Consider the following 26,346-nt stretch of genomic DNA (forward strand, 5'->3'; position numbering starts at 1 on the left):
ATTTAACCTTCCTTGCTATATAACTTGTTGTACATTTTATAATTCTTAGTTACTTTTTTTACATACATTGAAGTCTCTTCAAACGGTATCAAATCTAGTGATTTTCCATCTTTACTATAGCTATAATCACTTAGCCATTTATTAACATTACCAGAACCTCCATTATATGCTGCTATAACTAAATCCAATCGCCCAAATTCTTTATATAATTTATTTAAATACCAGCAACCTATTTTTATATTAGTCTTAGGATCAAATATATCTATATCTCCTAAATTCATTTCTTCTTTTGCCCATTCTCTTGTTATATCACTTATTTGCATAAGTCCCTTGGCACCTTTGTGAGATACAGCATCTTTTCTAAACTTGCTTTCAACTTTAATAACACTATATACTAAATTTTCATCTAAACCAAATTCCTTCGAATATATTTCAACATATTCTGAATACCTTCTAGGATATAATATTTTATTAATCGTATCCTTTTCTATAAGTAAAGAAGTAAATAGTATTATAATAATAGCTAAAACAAAAAATATTTTTTTCTTAGCCACGCCAATTCTCCTTCATATATAATAAAAATTCTTTTGTTTTCTCTTTAAGTTCTTCTAAGTCTCCAGAATTGTCTAATACATAATCTGCATACTTTACCTTATCTTCTTGACTTATTTGAGAGCTTATCCTGCTTAAAGCTTCTTCTTTGCTGCAATTATCTCTTTTTTGTATTCTTTTTATTTGAATATCCTCATTACAAGTTATAACTAACACTTTATCAACTATCTCTAAATAACCAGCTTCTATTAATAAAGCTGCATCTATTACTATTATATTTTTATTAAATAATTTAACTTTTTCTATTTCACTTAGTATCTTTTCCTTAATTTTTGGATGTGTTAAGTTATTTAGCTCTATAAGTTTATTATCATCATTAAATACGATATTGCCTAAAGCTTTTCTATTTAAACTTCCATCTTCATTTTTTATACTATCACCAAAATGTTCAAATACTGAAGCTAAAAGTTTTTCATCTTCAAAAATTTTTCTAGATATTATATCAGCATCTATTATATTTATATTGTTATCTCTTAATATATTAGATAGGCTACTTTTTCCGCACCCTATACTTCCTGTTAATCCTAATATAATCATAAAACACCTACTTTGTATCGTACCAAGAATCACCTATGTTTAAATCTACATCTAAGTTTACATCTAAACATACTGCATTTTCCATCTCATCTTTAACTATCTTTTTAACTATATCTATTTCACTATCTACAGCCTCTACTATAAGTTCATCGTGAACTTGAAGTATAAGTTTAGATTTTAAATTATTTTCCTCTAATTTTTTATATACATTTATCATAGCTATTTTTATTATATCAGCTGCACTTCCTTGTATAGGTGCATTCATTGCTGCTCTTTTTCCTGCATTTCTTAACATGAAATTGCTTGATTTTATCTCTGGTATATATCTTCTTCTATTTAATATGGTAGTAACATATCCATTACTACTAGCATCCTCTATAATATTATCCATAAATTCCTTTATCTTATTATATTTATTAAAGTAATTTTCTATATACTCTTTTGCTTGCTTTACTGGTATATTTAAGTCTTCCGATAATCCAAAGTCACTTTTACCATAAACTATTCCAAAGTTTACAGCCTTTGCATCGCTTCTTTGTTTACTAGTTACCTCATCCATACTAACATTAAATACCTGAGATGCTGTTTTTGTATGTATATCTTCATTATGTTTAAATGCATCTATCATAGTCTCATCTTGACTCATATGAGCAAGTACTCTAAGTTCAACTTGAGAATAATCTGCATCTACCAACTTACATCCTTTATCTGATATAAATACTTTTCTTATATTTCTTCCCATTTCAAGTTTAACCGGTATATTTTGTAAATTAGGCTCTGTTGAAGAAATTCTTCCTGTTGTAGTTATCGTTTGATTAAATGATGAATGTATTCTTCCATCTATAGGATTTATTATAGATAATAACCCTTCTACATAAGTCGAATTTAATTTTACTATTTGTCTATACTCTATAATTTTATCAATTATTGGACTTTGATCTTTTAATTTATCTAATACTTCTGCATTAGTTGAGTAGCCAGTCTTCGTCTTTTTAATTACTGGTAGACCTAGTTTTTCAAATAATATTACTCCTAATTGTTTAGGAGAATTTATATTAAATTCTTCTCCAGATATTTTATATATTTCACTTTCAAGTTTTTTTATTATTTCTTTAAATTGTGAACCTAGTTCATTTAGTTTTTCCTTATCTACTTTTACTCCTTCATACTCCATATCTGCTAATACTTCAACTAAAGGCATCTCTACATGATATAGTAGTCCATCCATATTGCTTTCTTTTAAGTTTTCTTCCATTATTGGCATGACATTTTTCACAGTGTCAATTATCTGAGATATATGGCTACTTAGTTCTTCAAAGTCTAAATCTTGATATTTTTTAGCTTTTACGCCTTTACCTAATAATTCTTCCTTTGTTTTTACTTTTTTAGTTAAATATTTCATTGCTATTGCACTACATTCATATGATGTCGATGACATAGAATCAATTAAATACTCAGCAATAGTTATATCAAAATATATGTTTTCTAATTTTATACCATATGGTTTAAGTGATATGTAATCATCTTTTAGATTATATCCTAATTTCTTTATTTCATTACTTGTAAATATGTATTCTAACTTATATATGCTATCTTCTTCTACATAATATATTTTTTTACCATCCACACTTAAAAATATATATTTTATCCTTTTATCTAATATGTTACCTTCTCTTGTTACTGTCTTTATTATTAATTCATTATTTTCTTTTACCTTATTTATAAATTCATCTATATCCTCTAACTTGGATATTTCTACATTAGCTTCATTAACTATGTCTTCGCTCTCATCTAAACTTCCTATTCTTGGAATTAAGCTCGTAAATCCTAAATATTTAAATACATCTAAAATATCCTTTGTATTATAATTTCCATACTCCAGTTCTTCTAAATTAAATTCTACAGGAACATCTCTTATAATAGTTGCTAATTTTTTACTCATTATTGCTAGTTCTTTATTTTCTTCTAGCTTCTTCTTTGTACTTCCTTTTATACTATCTATATTATCAAATATACCTTCTATACTAGAAAACTCTTTTATAAGCTTTATACCTGTTTTTTCTCCTATTCCTGGAACACCAGGTATATTATCTGATTTATCTCCCATAAGACCTTTTAAATCTATAAATTGAGTAGGCGTCATTTCATATCTTTCAATAACCGAATCATAATCATATTCTTCAACTTCCCCAACTCCCTTTTTAGTTATTAAAGTAGTTGTTTTATTAGATGCAAGTTGTATAGCATCTTTATCTCCTGTAACTATATATACTTTAAACCCATTATCTTCCGCTATTTTAGAAACTGTTCCTATTATATCATCAGCTTCATATCCATCAATTTCTAGCCTATGTATATTAAATTTGTCTAGTAAATCTTTTAACGGTTCAAATTGCTCTCTTAATTCATCTGGCATTTTCTTTCTTCCTGCTTTATATTCCTTAAATTCTATATGCCTAAATGTAGGAGCTTTTCTATCAAAAGCAACACTTATGTGTGTAGGATTATATGTATCTATTATTTTAAGAAGCATATTAGTAAAGCCATATATAGCATTAGTTTTTAATCCTTCTTTATTACTCATTTCTGGTAAAGCATAAAATGCTCTGTTTATTATCGAATTTCCATCTATTATAACTAATGTTTTATTCAAATTTATCACTCCTATTGTTTATATAATTTAATTATAGCTATTATATACCAATGTCTATTATTTAATATTACCATAACATATTGTGAATATTAAGACTAATATATATTGCTAGTAATTTATCAAAGTGCTATAATATTTATATAGCACATGCCGGATTGGTGGAATGGCAGACGCGACGGACTCAAAATCCGTTTCTAATTATAGAGTGTGGGTTCGAGTCCCACATCCGGCACCACTATAAACACTATCTGTTATAGATAGTGTTTATTTGCTTTTTAATGTAATTTCAACTATTTCTGGTTTACAGTTCACCCTAGGTAACACTTTTGATCCACCTAATCCCTTACTTAATATCATGGTAGATTTACCCATATTATACTCTCCTAAATCATACTTAGGAAAGAACTCTCTATTTGGAGAAAGTAATCCTCCTTTAATTGGAAGCCTAATTATTCCTCCATGTACATGACCTGCTAATACTAAGTCTGCCCCCCATTTTGAGTATCCATCAAAGAAAAATGGTGTATGTACCAATAATATGTTATATTCTCTATTATCTATTTTTCCTAATCTTTTTTCTACATCATATTTATTAAAATCTAAGCTCTTATTTTTATAATTTCTATTAAATAGATATGGATAGTACTTATATGGAATCACTAAACCATATATGTTTATACATTTACTATCTCTTTCTATTTTAACCATTTCATTCTCTAAATTAATAATATTTTTGGTATTTAGTTGTTTGAAATATTCCTTATACAATTCTTTATATTTATTGAACATTACCTTTTGTTCATGGTTTCCAATTATATGATATACTTGGTATTTTCTACTTAACTCATCTATTAATTTTAGTGCAATGCTAAAATCTTCATTTGCACCATCAATCAAATCTCCAGTTATACATACTATATCTGGCTTTAATTTATCTATTTTTTCTAATAAAATACTATTGTCTATTCCAAAACTTCTATTGTGTAAATCACTTATCTGAACTATTTTAAATTTATCAAATACTTTAGGTATTTTTCTACTTTTTACTTCATAACTTACACACTCTATATCTTCTGATTTATGCATATAATATCTATATCCACTAAGTAGCACAATAGCTCCACTTATAAGTAATTCTTTAAACATTATACTCCCTACCTTTTAAGAACTATATTTAACTAATATAAATCTTAAACTAATTATTTATAATTATATCAGTTTCTTAAAGTATATTAATATTATAATTAAAAAGAGACTATACTTGAAATAGTATAATCTCTTTTTTTACTATTAATCATCTTTTTTTACTTTATGATAAAGCTTTTGTGTCTTTGTTTTATTAGATCCACTATCTTTAGCTCCTATGTGTAAACCATTTTCTATTCCTAACTCAGAACCATGTTCAAAGTACATTTTTCTCATCTCTGCTTTTGATTTAGGTCTATCTTTAAGTCTATTTTTATTATTATCCATGATAAAATTAATCCTCCTCTAAGTCTTTCTTAAGATTAATTTATCCAAAGTTTTAATTCATATTCTTTTTTCAATATTACATTATTTTCTATTAATAGAATACTATAAACATTATTTTAAATTTATTTAAAGAATGAAAAGTCATTTAATAAATTTAAACCTTCACTTATTTCCACTATCTTAATATTTTCTATCTTATTAGAATTGTTATATACTAACATAATTTCATTATTTGAAGAATTTATTTTATTTAATAAATATACTTTTATATTTTTTTCTCTTTTATTATCATAAATCTCAAAATTTGCTGTGATATATTCTATGTCTTTTAAAAAGATTTCTATATCTTCTCCTATATATTTATCTAATTTTATATTTTCAAATTTATCTGGTAATAAATTAGTTTTCTCGCTATATCTATCTACCACTATATCTACACTTGATTTAATATTTTCTTTTTCATCTTTAGATAAAAGTTCATAAGTTTGAACATCCTTTACTATATTATTATCAAGTTGTATATATAAAGCACTACTTTTTGACTTGTCCACATTAGTTTCTTTTGGATATATCAATCTAATATTTTCTATATTATTAAGTTCTTCTATATTACTTATATCTTTCACTTTATCCATATCAATATAATAAGTAGTGCAGTATGGACGACCCATATTCTCTAATACATATTTATAATCTTTTCCAATTATTTCATTTACATTATTTTGTACTTTAGTCATAGTTTTTTGACAAGTAGCTTCATCTGCTATTTGTTGTACAGAATCTATACCTTTACTACTACATCCAGTAACTAAAAAAGCAAATGAAATAAAGCTAATCATTAATGCTTTTCTTATATTCATCATCTGCCCTTTCTTATTAATTATTTTAAAATTTAATTTACCTTTAATTCATTTTATTACTATATAATAGATTATATACTATTTTTTTTAATCTTATAAATACATACTTACTATTTGTAATGTTTTTGTAATAAGATGTAATATTAACTGAAATTATAAATTTAATTATATATATAAATAATTTAAAGGAGGTATTACTAATGGATGTTAAACAACTTGAAGCCTTTGTAGCTGTTGCTAAATACAAAAGTTTTTCAAAAGCTGCTCGAGAACTATTTTTAACACAACCTACAGTAAGTGCTCATATACAAAATTTAGAAAAAGAGTTGGACGCAGTTTTATTTAATAGAAATAACAAATGTATAACATTAACTAAGTCCGGAGAAATACTCTTAGAAAATGCAGTTTCTATATTGAATAATTGTAAAAAAGCTATATATGATATAAAAGAATATTCTGGTAAAATAGAAGGTTTGATCGATATTGCATCTAGTTCAATACCTGAAACCTATATCCTTCCTGATTTTATTAAGTCATTTTCTAGTAAATATCCAGATGTGAAGTTTAGTATAAGTCATTATGACTCTCAATATGCTCTATCTGAAATTTTAAATGGAAGAATAAGCTTTGGATTTGTGGGTTCAAAAACTTCTAATCCTCAAATAAAATATTTTGATTTAATAAATGATGAATTAGTTCTTATAGCTCCAATTGATTTAAATATAGATAATGATAATGGATATATAGATATAGATGAACTAAATAAACTTAAATTTATAATGAGAAAAGAAGGTTCTGGAACTAGAAATTTAACTTTTAATATACTAAAAGAACACAATTTTAATATTAATAATTTAAATATACTTGCTTATGTTGAATCTAATGAAACCATAAAAGAGATGGTTAAGATAGGTCTTGGTGTTTCTTTTATATCATACAAATCTGCTAAAGACTATATAAAAAATAATAAATTAAAATTCTATAGAGTAAAAAATATTAATTTTGCTAGAAAGTTTTATTTTATTTATTCTAAGAAAAAGGCATTTAGTCCTCTAGAAAATAAGTTTTTAAGCAGCTTATGTGAATATTTTGATATAAAAAGAGAAATAGACTAAAAAAGTCTACTTCTCTTTTTATATTATAAATTTATATTAAAAAATGCTTTATATCCCTTATACATTTCATACATATCTACCTTTGAAACTATTTCATAAGGTGAGTGCATATTTAATACTCCTATACCACAGTCTATAACCTCTGCACCGTAGTTAGCTAATATATATGCTATTGTTCCACCACCACCTTGGTCAACTTTTCCAAGTTCAGCAGTTTGCCATACTACATTACCTTGATTAAATATTCTTCTTACTTCAGCCATAAATTCAGCATTAGCATCATTACAACCACCTTTACCTCTAGAACCTGTATACTTACTTAAAACTAATCCATGTCCCATATATGCAGAATTTCTTTTGTCATATACTTCAGAATAATTTGGATCATATCCTGCTGAAACATCAGCAGATAATACTTTCGAATTTGCCATAGCTCTTCTTACTTTTAATTCAGAGTAATTTCCTTCTAATTCTATAAGTTCAGCTACTGTATTTTCAAAAAACTTTGAATGCATTCCCGTATTTCCTTGAGATCCAACTTCTTCTTTATCTACACATAAAGCAACAGCACAATATTCAGGGTCTTTAGTATCTATTAAAGCCTTTACTGCACCATATGAACAAACTCTATCATCATGTCCATAAGCTAATACCATAGATCTATCAAGGCCTAAATCACGAGCCTTTCCAGCTGGTACTATTTCTATTTCAGCACTTAATAAATCTTCTTCTATAATTCCGTATTTACTATTTAGTATTTTTAATATATTTTCCTCTATAGCCTCTTTTTCTGAACCTTCTAATGGTATACTACCAATTAGTAGGTTAAGTTGCTCTCCTGTTATACCATCTGCAAGCTTCTTTTGCATTTGATCCTGTGCTAAGTGTGGTAATAAATCAGTTATACAAAATACTGGATCATTTTCATCTTCTCCAATACAAATGTCTACTTTTTGTCCATCGTTTAATATTATTAAACCATGTATAGCAAGTGGTATTGTAGACCATTGATATTTTTTTATTCCACCATAGTAATGTGTCTTAAAAAATCCTAAATTTGCTTCTTGATATAGTGGGTGTGGTTTTAAATCTATTCTTGGAGAATCTATATGTCCTCCTATTATTTTCATACCATTTTCTAATTTATTTTTACCCATTATAAATAAAGCAACTGCTTTATCTTTATTAACTGCATAAATTTTATCTCCTGGATTTACCTTTCCATTGTTCATAGCTTCATCTATTGATATATATCCATTTTCTTTAGCCATTCTTACAATTTCTCTAGCTGATGTTCTCTCTGTTTTTCCAACATCTAAAAAGTGCATATATCCTTTTGAGTAGTTCATTACATCTTCTAGTTTATTATTTTCTCTTTCAAATTCCCAAGCATTTTTTGCTTCGTACTTTAATCTCATATTATTTACCCCTCCTGATTTTATTTTTAATTCTTTTTATTCTTCATTTCTTGTTCATATTCCTCTGGAGAAACCACTTTAATGTTCTCTAATCTTGATTTAAAATGAGATCTAAAATGTGCTAAGTACTCTTTTCTTAAAACTTCTCTTTCTGCTAATTCCTCAGCACTTAAACCCTCTGCTTTATTTTTCTTTGCTAATTCGTTTATTCTGTCTAGTTTCTTTTGATCAAACATGTATTAATTATACCCAAACTAATTTGAGTATTCTCCTTTCTTTGGTTATTTAGTAAAATAATATATTACTTTTATCATTTAGTTTATATTTGTATTTTTCTAAGAAATCATCTATATTATCACTTATTATAGATATTCCCTTTTCTATTTCTTGTATACTAGGGTTGGCTATATTTATTCTAAAAAATCTGTCATCTATCAAATTATCAAAAAAATAAGTTCCTGGCAATACAGCCACACCTTTATTTAACATATATCTAGCAAATTCATGAGAAGAATATCCTCTTGGTAATTCTAGAAAGAAATTCATTCCTCCGTCTAAAGATTTCATTTTTAACTTATTGCATAACTTATTACTTATTAATTCTTTTGCAAATAAATATTTTTTAGTATATACTTCCTCTACACTTTTTAAATATTTTTCTAAGCTAAAGTTTTCTAAATAATAGTACATAGATTTTTGTATTAGACCTGGAGTAGATATATCCGATGAGTGCTTTGCCCTTAAAACAACCTCTAATAATTCATTAGGTATTTCAACTATACCCATCCTAAGTCCTGGCATAAATATTTTAGAAAAACTTTTTATATATATTACTCTATTTTTATCATCATAACTTCTAAGAGGTCTATTATCTTTAGATTCAAATTTAAAATCACTTATAAAATCATCTTCTAGTATATAAAAATCATATTCTTGCGCTAACTCTATCAATTTTTTCTTCTTATATGTAGAATACGATATTCCTGTTGGGTTTTGAAAATTGGGCATAATATACATTAATCTAGGTTTAATTTTTTCAAGTTTTAACTTAAGTATACCAATGTCTATCCCATCATCTAGCATAGGAATAGATACCACTTTAGCACCTCTACTTTTAAAAACTTGTATCGCTCCATTATATGTAGGTTCTTCTATAAACACAACATCAGAATAATTTATAAGTCCTTTGCATACTATATCAATACCTTGCTGTGCTCCTGATATTATTTGTATATTTTCTTTATTTGTATATATTGAGCTAGACTTCAAATATTCTACCATCTTGACTCTTAGTTTTTCAAATCCAAGACCATCTTCATATTCAAACATGGATGAATCTTCTTTATTTAAAGCTATATTTATAGCATTTTTAAAATCTTGTATTGGAAAAATATCAGTTGAAGGATTTCCATTATCAAAATGTATTATTCCATCTTTTTTAATTTTAATATCCTCATTTTTATTTCTTGATGATACAAATGTTCCACTACCAATAACCTTATATATATATCCTTCATTTTCTAAAAGTTCATATGCCTTTACTACAGTAGTATTGTTTACTCCAATAAATTCAGATAATTTTCTTATAGGCTGTAGTTTTTCATGAGCTTTAAGCTCTTTTTTTAATATCATATCTTTTATATGATTATATATTTGCAGGTATTTTTTAGTATTATCATTAAACTTTATATTATATCTTTCCACTTTATCACCACTTACGTATACATTAATTTATTGATGGTTATATTTATATTTGTTAATATGTAGTATGTATATATAATACCAAAATTTCTATAAAAAGGGGAAATATTTATGTTTTATGATTACCACATGCATTCTAACTTTTCTAATGATAGTAAGGCAGATATGGAAGATATGATAAAAAGATCTATAGATCTTGGTCTTAAAGAAATTTGCTTTACAGATCATGTTGATTACGACCTTGATTCAGATGATAGCTTTGGAATAGATTATAATAAATACTTCGATAAAATACAGTCTCTTCAAAATAAATATAAAGATAATATTTCTATAAAAAAAGGAATTGAGATAGGATTACAAAAACAAATAATTGATAAATGTAATAATGATATAAATAAATATCCTTTTGATTTTGTAATATGCTCTCAACATGCTATAAACCGTTCAGAGTTATACTTTGGAAATTTCTTTTTAGATAAAACTCAACATGAAGCATATGAATATTATTATAAAGAATTATATGATATTATAAAGGTTTATAAAAATTATTCTGTATTAGGACATTTAGACTTAGTAAAACGATATGGTAACTATGGTAAAGTACTCGATGATAAACCATTTGATGATATAATCGAAGCAATATTAAAGCAAGCTATATATGATGGTAAAGGAATAGAAGTTAATACGTCTTGTTATAGGTACAATTTACCTGATTTAACACCTTCTAGACATATATTAAATATGTATAAAGACCTAGGTGGTGAAATTATAACTACTGGTTCTGATTCCCATAATCCTGCTCAAATAGCGTATAATTTTGATTATATTTATTCTTATCTACAAAGCATTGGATTTAAATATGTATGCTCATTTGATAAAATGAATCCACAATTTATAAAGATATAATTATTTTTTCACCCCCTTATGAATATATTTAAACATAAGGGGGTGATTTATTGAGAGTTCCTAATCTCATATTATCTACCATTATATTATTTGTATCTAACTTTATAGTCAGGATTCTTGGATTTATATATAAAATATTTCTTTCTAGAGTAATTGGTGAATCTGGGTTGGGTATTTATCACGTATTATTTAACTTTCTAATGGTGTCTATTGCATTAACTACCACCGGTATCCCCACTACATTAAGTTGTCTTGTAGCTAGCAAAAATGCTACTAAAGATAAACATAGTAAAAATGTGTTATTTATATCAACATTGTATGTAGCCTTCTTTATCGCTTTAATTATCTCTTTAATTATTTCTTTTAATGCTAAGTATTTATCTATTAAGCTTTTAAAAGATATTAATTTGTATTTACTAGTTTTAGGAATATGTCCAGCTGTAGTAGTAATAACTATCTCTAATGTACTAAGAGGATATTACTATGGTTTAAAAGATGCTACAGTTCCTGCTATAGGTCAAGTTATAGAACAACTAGTTAGAATCTTATTTGTATATATCATCATTAATTGCATAAAGAAAGATTATTTGAATTGCTATATAGCTTTATTAGGAATATCAATAGGTGAAGTTGCTAACATATTCTTTATAACTTGTTGTTTATATAAAAATTCAAATCTATCTAATAGATATACAATAAGTATTAAAGATTTCTATAACTCATCTATAGAAACATTAAAAATGTCAGTTCCAATAACTTGTAATCGTATGTCAAACATATTTATTAATTCTATCAGCTCTATGATAGTGCCATCAAGATTAGCATTATCTGGACTTAGTTATTATAAATCTTTAAGTATATACGGAGTAATAAGTGGAATGGTTATGCCTTTTATATATCTACCATTTACACTAGGATCGGCTTTAGTTGTTAATCTAATTCCTAGTATTTCACAAGAAGTCACTTTAAAAAATTATAAAACTATAAAGTTAAAAACTACCTATGCCATATTGTTAACTTTATTTGTCGGTGGATTATGTTCAATTATTTTTTATTTCTTCGGTGATAAATTATGTTTATTAGTATTTAAGAATAAATCAGCTGGCATATATTTAAAATCAATGTTTTTATTGCCTTTATTTACTTCTTTAAATCAAACTTTATCTGGAATACTTCATGCACTTAGAAAGGAAGTTCAAGCTAGCTTAATTACAATATCTACTATGCTAATTCAATTAGCTTGCTTATATATACTTCTTCCTATACCAAGCATAAATATAAATGGATACATCTATTCTACAACTTTAACAGCAATATTAGCATCTTTATTACATACTATAGTGCTTTATAGAGCTTTTAAATTCCCAAATATTAGGAGGTTAAAATGAATACTAATATTAAACCTTTTTATATATACACAGATAGAAATTCTTTATATATAAAAAATATAAACGAAAGTGCAGAAAGATTAGCTAGCAATATTTATGCTTACTCAGCTAATATTGATAAGGATAACAATATTCATATATTAGCTATTGATAGTATTGGTAGAGTTATTCATTTTTTCAATAATGATGGTGTATGGAAAAGAAAGATAATACGTAAGTGCTTTAATAGTGCTAGAAATATTAAAGATATGAGACTTTATATATTAAATGATTATTTTAATGTTTTTGTGGTTGAAAAATATCCTTTAGATGATAATTTATATAAAATTTCACACCTAAATTTTAATATTTCAAACTATAATATGTTTAGACATACAATTGATAAAGTTTTTAAAGATAGCTCATCTATATATAAATTAAATATAGATGAATTATCAAATATAATATTCCAATATAAAACCATAGATATTTTATCTAGAGATATATGTGATAATGTTATAATTTTTAATAATATATCTAGAAAATGGATAACAAGCACCCCATTGCTTCGTAGCAATCAAATATCCCTAAATGAAAAAAATATTTCATCTAATATAAAAAGCGATATCTTTGAGTACTGCTATAGCATAAAATATAAGTTATAATCAATCAAAAAGAGGCTATATAAAATAGCCTCTTTTATCTATATATTTATCTGATACAATTGCATCCTTTTCTCTTTCCATTATTATCATTATCGTTATTTCCTGTATTATTTGTAAAGTCACAAACCTTAGCAAAAGTATCTACTACCCTTGGATCTACTGCATTTGGAGATGCTAATACTACTATTTGTTCACTTACTAAAATACTAACTGTTTCTTCTAAACAAAGTATTAAGTCTATTCCATTTGGAATACAGAAATCATAGTAGCATTCACAACAATTTTCATCTACTAATTTTAATAATGTTTTACCTATACAATCAACAGTTAATGCAGTTTGGAAATTTTGTCTTAGTGTAAATGATGTTCCATTTGCTGGTACACACATAGGTGCTGCTAAAGTATTAAAATTAAATACTACTTTATTAACTAACTCTAAATCACCATTACTTGTTCTTCTTGCTGGATATGCAAGCACTGTAACTTCTGTACATCCACATGTTCCTCTTAATTCTAAGACTAAATTTTTAACTATAACTTTTAATCCCTTTTCTTTATATACTGATCTTTCGCCTTTTCCTTGATCAGAGCATTCTCTATTTTTATTTCCACATACATTATATTCAAAAGAAGTTTTGCAGAATTCTCCATCTATATCTCCAAATTCTGGACAAAGATTTTCTTGCTCATAAGGTTCTTTTTCAACTTCTTTTATAGGTCTTACTACATGATCTTCTAAAGTTGTAGTCCCAGGTTTTATTACTACGTCTGTATAGTTCATACATACTTTATCTATGTTTACATTTACAACACCTGATCTTGGTATAGGACCATTAACTGATACAACTTCATATTCAAAGAATAAGTCTTCTCCATTAGGAGCATCTGCATCTGTAAATACTTGGAATTTTATACTATCAAATACTCTATTTGTTTCTATAGCAAGTGGTACACTATTTGCTGTTGAAAATTTAGGTGATGATAAAGGATTGCAGCATTCTTCACCACATACATTATCTACACATTCATCAGATTCTACTTCACAAGGTTCACACTCATCATCATGTTTATGATTGTGGTTATGTTTTGGTTTGCATACACAATCGCACTCAAGCTCACACTCATCATCATGTTTATTACAGTTACATCCTTTTGATTTACAAGATCTAGCTATATCTTCTTGTAGTTCTTCATTTAAGCTTTCTTTAGCTTCATGTTGTAAAGTTGATTGATTAATTCTTCTTTTATTTTTTTTAAGGTCTTGCATTTTTCATTGTCCTCCCCTTAAATGAATTCTAAAACCAAGTGGCTTTTGTTGCCTACTTAATAATATGCATATAAATTAATATTTGTTACTTAAACAAGTAGTCTACTGATATAACTAGAATAAAAATTTTTATCTTCAATATATATTTATTATAAAAACTTTTATAAGGAGGACTTTTATGAGTTTCATTAATAAGTGTTCTACAATTATAAGGAGATCTGATAAAGAAATTTTCAAATTCTACATCGACAATATTATAAAGATCGATCATTATGATAAAGATAATAATTTAATTTCAAGTAATAGCTTTGATAAGCTAAATGGAATGGACTTTACAAATTGTTCCTTTTGTCTAAATAATAATGATATATATGGTATATATAAAAATGATAGTCTAAAGATGATTCATATTCCTAGAGGGTCTTCTATTATCTCTAAAAAAGATATTTTGACTTATGACTCTAAAAAATTTGATATTATATTTCCGTATATAAACGTAATAAATAATTCTATACATATTCTTTACTATGTTTATAACAATAATTCAACAAATACTTGTGCTTTATTCCACCATTATTATAATAATGGTGTTTGGATAGAAAATAAAATCGACTTTATTAATCATATAGTATTAGATAATTTTACAGTTTTATGGATTCAAAACTCTCCTATAGTATTTTATTTCAATCTGGTAAACGGGTGTGAAGAAGTATTCTTTTCTAGATTTAACTCTAGCACTTTATCATGGTCTAATCCTTGTCAAATTACTAACTCTAATAAAAACAAATTATATTTATCTGTTCTAAAAGACAGTATGAACTTTTATCATTTAACATTCTGTGAGTGTATAGATAATGGATATGCTGTAAAGTATATGAATGGCTACCTAAATGAAAATAAGTTAGATATAGGTACTTCTATTTATGTATCTGGACCATCCACTTGTATATATCCTAGTCTAGTTAAGCAAAAATCAACTATTTACTTGATGTGGGTAAATTATAACAAACTTTATACATCTATATCAAATGATTTAGGAAAAACATGGAGTGAACATGAAATAGATGAAACTAGTATAGATGAGGATTTTTGTAGAGCTAGGTTTTTATCAAACTACTCTGGTGACTTATCATATAATTTAACATCCATCTTTACTGTTAATGATGATATAACTATAATAGGATTTTAAATAATTAGTGTTGCAATATTTGCAACACTAAAAAATCCCAAAACACCGGTGGCTCAATAAATTCATACCCGAGATACTCCCAGGTGGGTGACCTACTACTAACCTTTAACTTCCTATATAAATACAGGCATGTTATATTTTAGTAGACACAGTCTCCCGTTCAACATTTGTCGGTTGAATTTAAATAAGCCGTATCGAATGCTTCAGGATTTTATATTCTTATTATATAATAAAAAACAATATTTTTAAAGTAGTTTTGTATGACAATTAATGCAATTTTATTATTTTTTCCCATTTTTTTCACTCTCTTTATCTATGTATTTACAATAGCTGTCGTTTTATTCATCATCTTCTTCGTATTCATCTTCATAATCATCATATTCATCATAGTATTCTTCATCGTCATACTCTTCATACTCTTCATACTCTTCATCATCATAATCATATTCTTCATATTTTTTATCATCATCTGTTCTTAATAGACTTCCTAGTAACTTAAGATTATTCATACTTCCTAAATTATTTATATTTACTAGTGAACTTAAACTAAATCCACCATCTCCGAAATCATCTGGTAAAAATAGTTCTGCAAATAAATCTATTTTCTTCTTCAGATCAATAGCCTTATCAAGAGATTCTCTTCTCTTTTCTGGAAATACTTCTAAAATTTCTTTTATCATCATATTTTTTTTATCTTCTTCATCCATACTTCTAAAAAAGTTTGTTTCTTCATAGTCATCAAAATCAATACTGCTAAGTTTTTTTATCCCCTTTACTAAATCTAATAAACTTTCAACTTTTATTAATATTTTTCTTTCTTCTGGTGACATATATTTTTTAGTCCTTGTTATTATTTCCATACCTCGTTCTAAATCTTCATCGCTTAAATCCATCATTTTCATACCCCTATTTATATCATTCATATTAAATTTAAACAAATCACTTCCATTATTATTTGAAATTTTTTTCTTTACTTTTTTTCTTATATTATCTCTTGTTTTTCGTTCCCTAGACCGTTTATTCTCGATATTTTCTCCTTTAGAATTTTTTTTATTATCAAATAAAGGTAAATTACCTAAAGATATATTTCCATTACTCAATGCAATCATTCCTATTATCAATAGTAGATTATTCAAGCATAGTCACCCCTTAAATTATCTTCTCCCTCATATATAAGTATGTTTTATTTAATCTTAGTGTTACTTTTTTTTTAACTAAGTGCATATACATTATCTATAAGAAATTTAATTAAATTATCTTTCACCACTTCAAAATTATTTCTATATATAAATAATATGAATAAAATTTAATTTATATTATAAGAAAGGGGTAAATTTATGAAAAAAGTAGATACAGAAATTTTAGAAAAAATGGCTAAAGAAAAAAATATAGACAAAGACAAAATAGAAAAAATAGCAGATGGATATAAAGGCAAATCTGAAGGAGAATTAATGGATGAGCTTGTTAAAATAGGTAAAACTCTTGAAGGAAAAGAACAAGTCGTTTCTAAATTAAAGGCTTTTTTAAACGACGAGCAAAAAAAGAAACTAGATGCTGTTATGGATAAAATATATGATGCCGAAGTTAAAGATAAAATAGAACACAAGAAAAGTAAATCTAAAAAGCACAATCCATCAAATGATTCAAATGCACCTTCTTCTAATACAAAAAAAGTTAAGAAAACTAAGCCAACAAAACATGTTCAACCTGCACCTAATGATAGTTCCAATGAAACAAATCCACATAAGAAAACAAAAAAAGTTGTTAAAAAGGTAAAAAAAGTTCCTAAAGGTGAATAATAAAAAAAGCTAGAGTACATACTCTAGCTTTTTTATTACAGTATATATAATAAAATATGCTCTTATATCGCATTATTTCATCTTTATATATATTCATATTCTTGTAATAATTGTTAAAACCATATAAGGTACATATTCTAAGTCTATATAAAAATTATATAGTTTGTCTTTTTTATTTATTTTCTAGGTATTACACTTTCTCTTTCTATGATTTTATATGGTAATTCTATTTTTTTACTTTCTAAATGTTCTTTATTTATTAATTTTATAACCATTCTTATTGCAACAGCTCCCATATCGTATAGTGGTTGATATACTGTTGTTAACTTAGGTCTATACATTTTAGCTATTTTTACATCATTGAACCCTGCAACTGATATATCTTCAGGAACCTTATATCCTTTATCACAAGCTGCATTTATAGCTCCTATTGCTGCTTCATCTCCAGTTACAAATGCAGCTTGAGGCACTATTCCTTCTTCTAATAGTTCTTTCATACTTTCATAACCTGCTTCATATGTAGTACCACCATACTTTATCAGACTTTCGTCTAATTTTATGTTACTTTCATTTAATGCTTGTTCATATCCTGAAAGTCTTTCTCTTTCTAAAACAGTGTCATCTTTACTTGTCATTATAAATGCAATTTCTTCATGACCTTTATCAATAAGATATTTAGTCATATCATACGTTGCCTCTTTATTACTTGTACTTACAGTATATATATCATAATCTCTTGCAGTTTTACTTATATATGTTGCTGGTATTCCACAGTTTTGAATATAGTTTATATGATCTTCTTCTACCTTCCAGCATACCATAACAATACCTTCTACTTGCTTTGCTCTAAGCAAGTTTATACTTTTTAATTCTTGTTCTTTATCTGAATAAGTATTTGCTAATAATATTTCATAATCATACATCTTAGCTACTTCTTCTATTCCATTTAATACCTCATTTACAAAAGAATCTGAAACTTCCGGTACTATAACTCCAATTAATTGACTTCTTTTAGTTACTAAACTTCTTGCTAATGGATTTGGTATATATCCTGTTTCCTTTATTACATCTAAAACTTTTTGTTTTACTTCATCTGTTACGGGTTTTGAATCATTTATTACTCTCGATACTGTAGATATAGATACCCCTGCTTTTTTTGCTACATCTTTTATAGTTATCGTACTTTTCATCTTTACACCATCCTTGCGTAATACTATTTATTTTCAATTCGATATTTTCCATTTAAATCTTAATTATACTATTCTTATATAATTATGTAAACACACTTATCTCTATTTTTAAAATCTTCTTTAACTTAATTATTCATTTTATTATATAAATTTATACAATATAAATAAAAAGTACTGGTATAAAACCAGTACTTCTTACGATAGCTAATTATTTTTAGCAGCATCCATCATCAAATAATCCACCACAAGAACAAGTTATTAATAATAATATTAAGAATGGTATCCATGCCATTATATCTATATCTACCCAAGTGTCTCCAAATGCTAAGAATAAGAAGAATAATATTATTATCCACCATCCTGTACCAAAGAATCCATCACATCCACCAAATAATCTATCTAGCATGATAAAAATCCCCCTTTATTTATCTTATAAATTTTAAGACTATATAAAACTTTTATGATTTTAATGTTTTTAGTGTTACACTAAAATTTAATTTCTAGTCAAAGAATCCTCCACAACTGCAAAGTATTAATAATACTATTAAGAATGGTATCCATGCCATTATATCTATGTCTACCCAACTATCTCCAAATGCTAAGAATAAGAAGAATAATACTATTATCCACCATGCTCCTGCTCCAAAGAATCCATCATTTCCAAATAATCTTTCTAACATTTTGCTACCTCCTGATGATATTTTATATTGAGCTTGCGCTCTTAACATATAATATGCAACTAAGGTAATTTGTGATATTAAATTTATTTAGTTTTTATTTTTTATAGAGTAAGAATTGTATAGTATAAAGAAAAAGGATGCACAATTGCATCCTTCTTCTTTATATACTAATTGTTATTAGCAGTCATAACCATTATCTAAGCATCCACAATCTCCATCAATGCCTCCGCATGAGCATACAATTAGTAATAATATTAAGAATGGTATCCAGTCAGTTATACATATTTCACTCCAACATTCTTGGAAAGCTAAGAATAAGAAGAATAATACTATTATCCACCATGCTCCTCCACCAAAGAATCCATCGCATCCACCGAATATTCTACTTAATTTACTACTCACAAAGATCCCCTCCTTGAATATATATACAAGTTAGATAGTACCTAGCTGTCAATAGGGTTTTTCACCCTTCTAATTATATACTATGTAAATCTTTATAAAGTGTTATTACTTTTTTTAAAATTTTTTATTTTTTTAAAGAGGCTAAAATTAGCCTCTTTAAATTTGTTTATATTAACAGCAACCACCATCAAATCCAAAGTTAGTTAAAAGTAAAATTAATAATACTATCCATATTAGAGCCATATCATCACAGAATAACCATTCTAGTAAATCATCTCCTAGTAAAAGTATAGCTCCTATTATTAATAATATTATTAATCCACCTCCTCCAAATCCACATCCACATCCACCAAAGAAACGTTGAATTCCTTGTTGTTCTGACATCTTTATGCCCCCTTTTTTATTTATAGGCAACTGTTTTTATTACCTATTTAATAAATAATATGTATTTATGCATTAAATTGTTACATTTTATTATTTTTTTAGAGCAAATATTTTTGCATAAAAAAAGAAACCATATAGATTTCTTTTCAGATTAGATTAATAGCAGCTATCATCAAAATTAAATAGTAATAGAATTATTAATATTACCCAAATCCACATACTATCATCTTCAAAAAAATTATCTAGTATATCTGTACATAAAACCAAAAAAACTAAAACTACTATTATTAATAATCTATTACCAAATATACCATCATTTCCTCCAAAAAATCGGGATATCGTATCTTCTAGCTTTGCCATGACATTCCCTCCCTTGAACTTGCTCATAAATTAAGTATATGTATTAATTGGTAAATAAGTTACCTCAATTAAGCTCTTATTAAGAATTTTATCTAATTCTTTCTCTGATAAATTATTGTACTTTTCAACCTCTTCTAAATATTTTAAATCAGATTCTGAAATACTTTTTATCAACCCTTCTATAGACTTTATCTTATACTCTTTATAGTCTTTTACTAAAAATGAGGTTTTAGAATTTTTTATTCCTTTTTTTAAATTGATTAATCTCGTTATATACTCATCTTTTTTCTCCATTACCTGTTCTTCTTTTTTAACTATATCTTCTAAAATTATATTACTTTCTACAATATAGTCTTTTATCTTTTGCATATCTAATGTTATAGAATTATAATAAAAATTTGTTAATATAACTAAGAATACTACAACAGATGATACTAATAATCCTACGTATTTCATAAAATTTCCTCCTAAGTTATAGTTTGTATATTAAATTTATATTCATATTTTATAACTTTATTACTTTTTATTTAAATGTATATTGAAAAATTGTCAAACTTATATTAAACTACAATTAAAATTATCAATTTATTTATAGGAGGATAATATGTTTGAAAAAATAAGATCAATAATTTCAGAACAATTATCTATAGATGATGTAGATACTATAACTTTAGATACTTCTTTAACAGAAGATTTAGAAGCTGATTCTTTAGATGCCGTTGAAGTTATAATGGCTCTTGAAGATGAATTTGGAATAGAAATACCAGATGAAGAAGCTGAGCACTTCAAAACTATAGGCGATATATGTAAATTCATAGAAAATAATAAATAAAAACCGAGAATTAATCTCGGTTTTTATTTATTATTAACAGTAGCAATCATCATTGTTATTATTAAATAAAAATAATATAAATACTATTGCTATAATCCAAATTAGTGAATTGTTTTGCTCAAAAAAACATGCTAAATCTCCGTTACTAAGTATTAATAAAACAACAAGCCCTAATATAAGAAATACTAATGTAGGATTATCGTTAAAGAAATCAAATCCTCTAAACATATCCCTTAATTGATCCATATACACTCCCCCTTGGTATGTAGACAGTTTATCTATTAATAATATATATGAACAAACCTATATTTTAGTGCTTGTATAAAAAAATTCACTTCGCTTTAGCTACGTGTCGGCGAAACACTTCATTTTACCAATGATATATCCTTGCTACTACTAGGTATACATCTATTACTCAAAATAATCATTGAATTACAAATTATATAAAGCATGTATATTTTATAATATAAAAATAAGCACCAATATCTAAATATTAATGCTTACTTTTATAATTATTTTTCTTCATAGAATCTTACATTTTTTATAACTATGTCTATACTTCCATCTGGATTTTGCCTTACACTGTATTTCATTGGATCTTCAAAATCTGTTAAGTCTGCTTTTATATCAAATCCATTATCTGTTTTGATACCTCTTTTTTTAAGTTTTTTCTCAACCCATTTCTTATCTATATTAAAACTTTCATCTAAGCCTTTATCTTCCATATGTTCTTTAAAGCTTTCTTTAAGTTCATCACTTTTTATAGAGTTTTCTACAAATTCATTTAAGTCAATTTCATGTTTTTCTTTTAATGTATAGTTTAATATACTTCTTACTTCTTCTGCTTGCTTTATATCCTCACTTAAAGCATTTGTTATCCAATTTTCAGCTGTATTTTTAAATACTTTTGTCTTATATTTATCATCATCAACTCTTTCTGCATTTAAAAATTCTGTTATAAACTTAGACTCTGTTTCTGCTTTTTCTGCATCTTTATCTAAAAGTCTTAATTGATATTCATCATTCATTCCACTTACACCAATCAATGCACATTGCTTTTGTCTTCCAGTCTCTGGTATACCTATTTCATTAGCAACCATTTGTATATTAAATTTTTCATCTACGAATTCTATAGAGTGAGTATATAATTTTTTATAATCTAGCTTTAATATAGCTACATACTTTTCATCCTTTACTGTATATAAACAAATAGCTAAATCACAAGATTCCAACTCTGAATTTATTTTCATAATATCAAATAAGTATGCTGCTATCTCTTTTGAATTTTCTAAAAATGTATTTTCATCATATATAATTTGTTCACAACAATTTCTAACTACATTGTCATTATAATTTTTAAAAACACCTTTTCTTAAATCATCATCTTTTGTAACTCTTTTTATAATTTTTTGAAAAAACTTATCTACTTCTGGATTAATTTTTCCTTCAAAATCATTTAATATAGGTACATCACTATTCTTATCTAAAACATGTACAATAAATTTGTGTATTATCATAATTCCCACCTCAAATTAATTATTTTTTCTTAGTTTTTCAATTAGATTTTTTATATCATTTGGCAACTCTGCTTTAAACTCTAAATTTTCCTTAGTTCTTGGTTGATTAAATGATAAACTATATGCATGTAAAGCTTGTCTATTTATAAGATTTTCATCTACATATCCATATAACTCATCTCCAATTATACCATGTCCAATATGTGACATATGTACTCTTATTTGATGTGTTCTTCCAGTTTCTAGTTTTACTTCTACCACAGTCGCATCATTTAACCTCTCTAAAACTTTATAATGTGTTATTGATGCTTGTCCTTTTTCATCAACTATTCTCTTTATACTATCTTCAGTTGGCCTATATATAGGTTCATTTATAGTTCCTTCATCATTTTCTACTATACCTTTAACTACTGTTATATATTTTTTTTCAACAGCATCATTTCCCATATCAACAGATAGTGTATGATGTGCATAAGCATTCTTAGCAACTATAACAAGTCCTGAAGTATTCATATCTAATCTATTCACAAATCTTACTTTTACCTTTTCATTTTTTTCCTTTATATAGTATGTAATTCCATTTGCTATTGTATTATCAAAATGACTTTTAGTTGGATGTACTACCATAAAAGGAGGTTTATTAACCATTATTATATCAAAATCATCATATAATATATTTAAGTTTAAATTTTGCGGCTCAAAGTTTGCCATTTCCTCTTCTATCTTTACTTCTATTAAATCACCTTTTTTAAGCTTTGTACTTGGCTTTTTAAAAACTCCATTTACAAATACACTCTGCTCTCGTTTCATCTTCGATATTGACCTTACAGAAAAATTTAATTTATCCAATAAAACTTCCTTTAGAGTTAATTCTTCTTCATTTGTATATGATATAAGGTTGTATTTTTGGTCTTCTTTTTTAAACAAATTTACACCATCCTTCATTAATAATAACATTATCTATTTTATACTATTTTTTTAAAATAGATAAGGATTTTTTGTAGCTATAAAAATTATATTTATATAATAGTACATATTTTAATTATAAAGTAACTAATTAACTTTCCAAATTATGCTATAATACAAAGTATAAAGGGGTGTAGAGATGAGAAGAATTATAACTATAAATTCAAATCAAGTAAATAAATCTGTTGAGACAAAAAAAATACTAACAGAAAAACTAACCAATGCTGGATTTGAAGTAACATATGAGTTTTGTCAAGATGCCGAACTTATAATATCAATTGGTGGAGATGGTTCTTTTTTAAAGACCGTTCATGATTTTGACTTTACTAAAACTCCTATAATAGGAATAAATACAGGTCATCTTGGTTTTTTCCCAGAAATATCACCTAACCATATAGATAGTTTTATTAAATCTTATAAGAATAATGATTTTTTAGTGCAAGATATATCCTTACTCAAAGCCAATATATGCACTAATAATTGTAACTCTCATATGTATGCCATAAATGAGGTTGTAGTAAAAGGGGATAAATCTAGAACTATACACCTTAGTTTAGATGTTAATGGTAAGCATATACAAAATTTTAGTGGCGATGGAATGATTATATCTACTCCGACTGGCTCTACAGCTTATAATTATGCTGCTGGTGGAAGTATAGTAGACCCTGGATTAAACCTTATGCAACTTACACCACTTTATCCTATAAACACAAATGCATATAGATGCTTTACATCTAGCATAATTTTTTCTAGTGAGTCTATAATAAAAATAATACCTGAATATAGATTTGAAGATTCTATTCTAATCGTAATAGATGGAGTTGAATATAGATTTAATCATATGTCTAATATAGAGGTATCTATCTCTGATTTAAAAATAAAACTACTTAGAATGTTAGATTATGAATTTTGGAGTAGAGTTTCAGAAAAATTTTTATAATATCTTGGAGGAAATACATATGAAAATTGGAGTAATGAGTGATACTCATGGAAGTTTAACTTATTTTGAAAAAGCATTAGATGTATTATCTGATTGTGATGTTTTAATCCACGGTGGAGATATACTTTATCATGGTCCTAGAAATGATATACCTGAAGGGTATAATCCAAAAGGTTTAATTTCTAAAATAAATTCTTTAGATAATATAATCATAGCTAGAGGTAACTGCGATGCTGATGTAGATCAAATGGTAATAAATCATCCTATACAAAGTCCTTATGTTATGAGCCAATTTGGTGAAACTAGAATAGTTACCACTCATGGTTATACAGATTCTAAAGAAGATACAATTAATAAGGCTAAGAGTATGGGAGCTGATATACTTATCCTTGGCCATACACATGTTAAAGAATTATATCTTGACGAAAATTTAGTAGTTCTAAACCCTGGAAGTACTTCTATACCTAAGGATGGTACTCATTCTGTAGCTATAATAGATATTATTCAAAGTGAAGACGAAATTGATATGAATTTTAATTTAATAGATATTAATACTAAAAATATAATAAACCTTGACTAATATATAAAAATTTTAAGGAGTGGTATACTTACCACTCCTTATTTTATTATTAATCATCTGAAGTTTTTATATCATGGACACTCTTACTCTCTTTGCTACTTTTACTATCACTAATGCTCTTACTATTATTTACTGGTTTATGTTTAATTACTTTCTTTTTATCTTTAGCAGGCTTATTAATATGAGAATGTTTACTATCATTTGAACTTTTACTATTGTGCGAATGATTTGTTTGTTTCATAGTATTTGTGCTCCTTTAATATATTATTAATCGTCGTCTTCTTCATCTTCTTCGTCACAGTCTCCATTCATATCATCTATTCTACATTTATGTTTCTTACCACAGCAACCGCAAGTAACATAAATATTTATAGGAGTATGAACAGTTATTGGTCCAATGTTATTAGTTGCATTTGATTGGTTATCGTTATTAGCATTTGATGTAGCTGTTGCATCTGCATCTGCATCTGTATCTACATCAGTGTCTACATCTGTGTCTGCTTCGGCTTCTACTTCTACATCTGTATCAGCTTCTGCATCAGCTTCTGCATCAGCATCTGCATCTGCGTCTGCTTCTGCTTCTGCTTCTGCTTCTGCTTCTGCTTCTGCTTCGGCTTCTGCTTCTGCTTCGGCTTCAGCGTCTGCTTCTGCTTCTGCTTCTGCATCTGCGTCAGCTTCTGCTTCTGCGTCGGCATCAGCTTCTACTTCTGCTTCTGCTTCGGCGTCTGCGTCTGCTTCTGCTTCTGCTTCTGCTTCTGCATCTGCATCTGCGTCGGCATCTGCATCTGCTTCTGCTTCTGCTTCTGCTTCTGCATCTGCTTCGGCGTCTGCTTCAGCGTCTGCGTCTGCTTCTGCATCTGCTTCTGCGTCTGCGTCAGCTTCTGCGTCTGCTTCTGCTTCTGCTTCTGCTTCTGCTTCTGCTTCTGCTTCTGC

General features: G+C 26.7%; 32 protein-coding genes, 1 tRNA gene and 1 other RNA gene. 10 read left to right on the top strand and 24 right to left on the bottom strand.

All coding sequences use genetic code 11. From position 1 onward, the window contains the following. Positions 1–2: 2 nt before the first annotated feature. From BN7997_RS13615 to polA, 3 genes are read right to left on the bottom strand one after another with little or no spacing between them, the layout of a single operon-like run. Positions 3–560 carry a lytic transglycosylase domain-containing protein gene (locus BN7997_RS13615; protein ID WP_071121284.1) on the bottom strand — a complete coding sequence of 186 codons (558 nt, stop codon included), beginning with the start codon at positions 558–560 and terminating at the stop codon, positions 3–5. Beyond that, entirely contained in the window at positions 547–1,149 is a 603-nt protein-coding gene (coaE, locus tag BN7997_RS13620; protein WP_071121285.1) for a dephospho-CoA kinase, read from the bottom strand. The genes BN7997_RS13615 and coaE overlap by 14 nt, the downstream gene beginning before the upstream one ends. A 7-nt stretch (positions 1,150–1,156) precedes the next feature. Then, entirely contained in the window at positions 1,157–3,802 is a 2,646-nt protein-coding gene (gene polA / locus BN7997_RS13625; protein WP_071121286.1) for a DNA polymerase I, read from the bottom strand. A 149-nt stretch (positions 3,803–3,951) separates the two neighbouring features. Here polA and BN7997_RS13630 point away from each other — a divergent pair. Next, positions 3,952–4,037: transfer RNA gene (locus BN7997_RS13630), tRNA-Leu, on the top strand. A gap of 29 nt (positions 4,038–4,066) precedes the next feature. On the opposite strand, the gene BN7997_RS13635 is transcribed toward BN7997_RS13630, so the two are convergent. The 3 genes from BN7997_RS13635 to BN7997_RS13645 all read right to left on the bottom strand — a co-directional run bounded on the left by BN7997_RS13635 (position 4,067) and on the right by BN7997_RS13645 (position 6,135). After that, a complete protein-coding gene (locus tag BN7997_RS13635; protein WP_071121287.1) occupies positions 4,067–4,948 on the bottom strand; it encodes a metallophosphoesterase in 882 nt (293 codons plus the stop codon). Positions 4,949–5,092: 144 nt separating this feature from the next. Beyond that, positions 5,093–5,275, bottom strand: coding sequence for a hypothetical protein (locus tag BN7997_RS13640; protein WP_071121288.1), 183 nt, complete (start codon positions 5,273–5,275; stop codon positions 5,093–5,095). A 122-nt stretch (positions 5,276–5,397) separates the two neighbouring features. Beyond that, complete coding sequence (locus BN7997_RS13645; RefSeq protein ID WP_071121289.1) at positions 5,398–6,135, bottom strand: hypothetical protein; 738 nt, start codon at positions 6,133–6,135, stop codon at positions 5,398–5,400. Positions 6,136–6,335: 200 nt separating this feature from the next. On the opposite strand from BN7997_RS13645, the gene BN7997_RS13650 reads away from it, so the two are divergent. Then, the gene (locus BN7997_RS13650) at positions 6,336–7,250 is read left to right on the top strand and encodes a selenium metabolism-associated LysR family transcriptional regulator (protein ID WP_071121290.1); all 915 of its coding nucleotides are present in this window, start codon (positions 6,336–6,338) and stop codon (positions 7,248–7,250) included. Positions 7,251–7,273: 23 nt separating this feature from the next. On the opposite strand, the gene BN7997_RS13655 is transcribed toward BN7997_RS13650, so the two are convergent. From BN7997_RS13655 to pdxR, 3 genes are read right to left on the bottom strand one after another with little or no spacing between them, the layout of a single operon-like run. Then, positions 7,274–8,668, bottom strand: a complete 1,395-nt coding sequence (locus BN7997_RS13655) for an aminopeptidase (RefSeq protein WP_071121291.1) — start codon at positions 8,666–8,668, stop codon at positions 7,274–7,276. A gap of 26 nt (positions 8,669–8,694) precedes the next feature. After that, positions 8,695–8,904, bottom strand: coding sequence for a DUF896 domain-containing protein (locus tag BN7997_RS13660; RefSeq protein WP_071121292.1), 210 nt, complete (start codon positions 8,902–8,904; stop codon positions 8,695–8,697). 49 nt (positions 8,905–8,953) lie between these two features. Further along, positions 8,954–10,372 carry a MocR-like pyridoxine biosynthesis transcription factor PdxR gene (pdxR, locus tag BN7997_RS13665; protein WP_071121293.1) on the bottom strand — a complete coding sequence of 473 codons (1,419 nt, stop codon included), beginning with the start codon at positions 10,370–10,372 and terminating at the stop codon, positions 8,954–8,956. 108 nt (positions 10,373–10,480) lie between these two features. On the opposite strand from pdxR, the gene BN7997_RS13670 reads away from it, so the two are divergent. Genes BN7997_RS13670 through BN7997_RS13680 form a run of 3 tightly spaced genes read left to right on the top strand, consistent with a single transcriptional unit; the run spans position 10,481 to position 13,307 of the window. After that, a complete protein-coding gene (locus BN7997_RS13670) occupies positions 10,481–11,275 on the top strand; it encodes a histidinol-phosphatase HisJ family protein (RefSeq protein ID WP_071121294.1) in 795 nt (264 codons plus the stop codon). 50 nt (positions 11,276–11,325) lie between these two features. Beyond that, a complete protein-coding gene (locus tag BN7997_RS13675) occupies positions 11,326–12,663 on the top strand; it encodes a polysaccharide biosynthesis protein (protein ID WP_071121295.1) in 1,338 nt (445 codons plus the stop codon). Beyond that, complete coding sequence (locus tag BN7997_RS13680; protein WP_071121296.1) at positions 12,660–13,307, top strand: hypothetical protein; 648 nt, start codon at positions 12,660–12,662, stop codon at positions 13,305–13,307. The genes BN7997_RS13675 and BN7997_RS13680 overlap by 4 nt, the downstream gene beginning before the upstream one ends. Before the next feature lie 46 nt (positions 13,308–13,353). Here the strand turns inward: BN7997_RS13680 and BN7997_RS13685 are convergent, their stop codons facing one another. Next, positions 13,354–14,574, bottom strand: coding sequence for an exosporium morphogenetic protein CdeC (locus BN7997_RS13685; RefSeq protein ID WP_071121297.1), 1,221 nt, complete (start codon positions 14,572–14,574; stop codon positions 13,354–13,356). A gap of 178 nt (positions 14,575–14,752) precedes the next feature. On the opposite strand from BN7997_RS13685, the gene BN7997_RS13690 reads away from it, so the two are divergent. After that, positions 14,753–15,763, top strand: a complete 1,011-nt coding sequence (locus tag BN7997_RS13690) for a hypothetical protein (RefSeq protein WP_071121298.1) — start codon at positions 14,753–14,755, stop codon at positions 15,761–15,763. A gap of 30 nt (positions 15,764–15,793) precedes the next feature. On the opposite strand, the gene ssrS is transcribed toward BN7997_RS13690, so the two are convergent. Together ssrS and BN7997_RS13700 are read right to left on the bottom strand one after the other, a co-directional pair. Next, a non-coding RNA gene (gene ssrS, locus BN7997_RS13695) (6S RNA) lies at positions 15,794–15,976 on the bottom strand. Between the two features lie 125 nt (positions 15,977–16,101). Continuing rightward, positions 16,102–16,899 carry a hypothetical protein gene (locus BN7997_RS13700; protein ID WP_071121299.1) on the bottom strand — a complete coding sequence of 266 codons (798 nt, stop codon included), beginning with the start codon at positions 16,897–16,899 and terminating at the stop codon, positions 16,102–16,104. A 201-nt stretch (positions 16,900–17,100) separates the two neighbouring features. Here BN7997_RS13700 and BN7997_RS16110 point away from each other — a divergent pair, with 201 nt between their 5' ends. Further along, entirely contained in the window at positions 17,101–17,562 is a 462-nt protein-coding gene (locus tag BN7997_RS16110; RefSeq protein WP_071121300.1) for a hypothetical protein, read from the top strand. 176 nt (positions 17,563–17,738) lie between these two features. Here the strand turns inward: BN7997_RS16110 and BN7997_RS13710 are convergent, their stop codons facing one another. From BN7997_RS13710 to BN7997_RS13740, 7 genes are all read right to left on the bottom strand, one after another. Beyond that, positions 17,739–18,752: a LacI family DNA-binding transcriptional regulator gene (locus BN7997_RS13710; RefSeq protein WP_071121301.1), complete on the bottom strand. Its 1,014-nt coding sequence runs from the start codon at positions 18,750–18,752 to the stop codon at positions 17,739–17,741. Between the two features lie 214 nt (positions 18,753–18,966). Then, complete coding sequence (locus tag BN7997_RS13715; protein ID WP_071121302.1) at positions 18,967–19,158, bottom strand: hypothetical protein; 192 nt, start codon at positions 19,156–19,158, stop codon at positions 18,967–18,969. Positions 19,159–19,252: 94 nt separating this feature from the next. Continuing rightward, positions 19,253–19,432: a hypothetical protein gene (locus tag BN7997_RS13720; protein ID WP_071121303.1), complete on the bottom strand. Its 180-nt coding sequence runs from the start codon at positions 19,430–19,432 to the stop codon at positions 19,253–19,255. 177 nt (positions 19,433–19,609) lie between these two features. Further along, positions 19,610–19,834: a hypothetical protein gene (locus tag BN7997_RS13725; RefSeq protein WP_071121304.1), complete on the bottom strand. Its 225-nt coding sequence runs from the start codon at positions 19,832–19,834 to the stop codon at positions 19,610–19,612. Between the two features lie 171 nt (positions 19,835–20,005). Then, entirely contained in the window at positions 20,006–20,218 is a 213-nt protein-coding gene (locus BN7997_RS13730; RefSeq protein WP_071121305.1) for a hypothetical protein, read from the bottom strand. A 156-nt stretch (positions 20,219–20,374) separates the two neighbouring features. Continuing rightward, complete coding sequence (locus tag BN7997_RS13735; protein ID WP_071121306.1) at positions 20,375–20,578, bottom strand: hypothetical protein; 204 nt, start codon at positions 20,576–20,578, stop codon at positions 20,375–20,377. Between the two features lie 30 nt (positions 20,579–20,608). Next, entirely contained in the window at positions 20,609–21,034 is a 426-nt protein-coding gene (locus tag BN7997_RS13740) for a hypothetical protein (RefSeq protein WP_071121307.1), read from the bottom strand. A 148-nt stretch (positions 21,035–21,182) separates the two neighbouring features. Between BN7997_RS13740 and acpP the strand changes: the two genes are divergently transcribed. After that, positions 21,183–21,410, top strand: a complete 228-nt coding sequence (gene acpP / locus BN7997_RS13745) for an acyl carrier protein (protein WP_071121308.1) — start codon at positions 21,183–21,185, stop codon at positions 21,408–21,410. 33 nt (positions 21,411–21,443) lie between these two features. Here acpP and BN7997_RS13750 read toward each other — a convergent pair whose 3' ends face one another. The 3 genes from BN7997_RS13750 to BN7997_RS13760 form a co-directional block, all read right to left on the bottom strand. Continuing rightward, positions 21,444–21,656, bottom strand: coding sequence for a hypothetical protein (locus BN7997_RS13750; protein WP_071121309.1), 213 nt, complete (start codon positions 21,654–21,656; stop codon positions 21,444–21,446). Between the two features lie 266 nt (positions 21,657–21,922). Continuing rightward, complete coding sequence (locus BN7997_RS13755) at positions 21,923–22,927, bottom strand: nucleoid-associated protein (protein ID WP_071121310.1); 1,005 nt, start codon at positions 22,925–22,927, stop codon at positions 21,923–21,925. Positions 22,928–22,942: 15 nt separating this feature from the next. After that, on the bottom strand, positions 22,943–23,854 hold the full coding sequence (locus BN7997_RS13760) for an RluA family pseudouridine synthase (protein WP_071121311.1): 912 nt from the start codon (positions 23,852–23,854) through the stop codon (positions 22,943–22,945). 178 nt (positions 23,855–24,032) lie between these two features. Here BN7997_RS13760 and BN7997_RS13765 point away from each other — a divergent pair, with 178 nt between their 5' ends. Continuing rightward, positions 24,033–24,833, top strand: a complete 801-nt coding sequence (locus tag BN7997_RS13765) for an NAD(+)/NADH kinase (RefSeq protein WP_071121312.1) — start codon at positions 24,033–24,035, stop codon at positions 24,831–24,833. Between the two features lie 19 nt (positions 24,834–24,852). Next, positions 24,853–25,413, top strand: a complete 561-nt coding sequence (gene yfcE, locus BN7997_RS13770) for a phosphodiesterase (protein WP_071121313.1) — start codon at positions 24,853–24,855, stop codon at positions 25,411–25,413. Positions 25,414–25,462: 49 nt separating this feature from the next. On the opposite strand, the gene BN7997_RS13775 is transcribed toward yfcE, so the two are convergent. Together BN7997_RS13775 and BN7997_RS15855 are read right to left on the bottom strand one after the other, a co-directional pair. After that, positions 25,463–25,654, bottom strand: coding sequence for a hypothetical protein (locus tag BN7997_RS13775; RefSeq protein WP_071121314.1), 192 nt, complete (start codon positions 25,652–25,654; stop codon positions 25,463–25,465). A gap of 26 nt (positions 25,655–25,680) precedes the next feature. Beyond that, the coding region (locus BN7997_RS15855; protein WP_195906827.1) for a hypothetical protein at positions 25,681–26,346 on the bottom strand (666 nt) is incomplete at its 5' end.

This window comes from Romboutsia timonensis, assembly GCF_900106845.1.
In the GTDB taxonomy this organism is placed as follows: domain Bacteria; phylum Bacillota; class Clostridia; order Peptostreptococcales; family Peptostreptococcaceae; genus Romboutsia; species Romboutsia timonensis.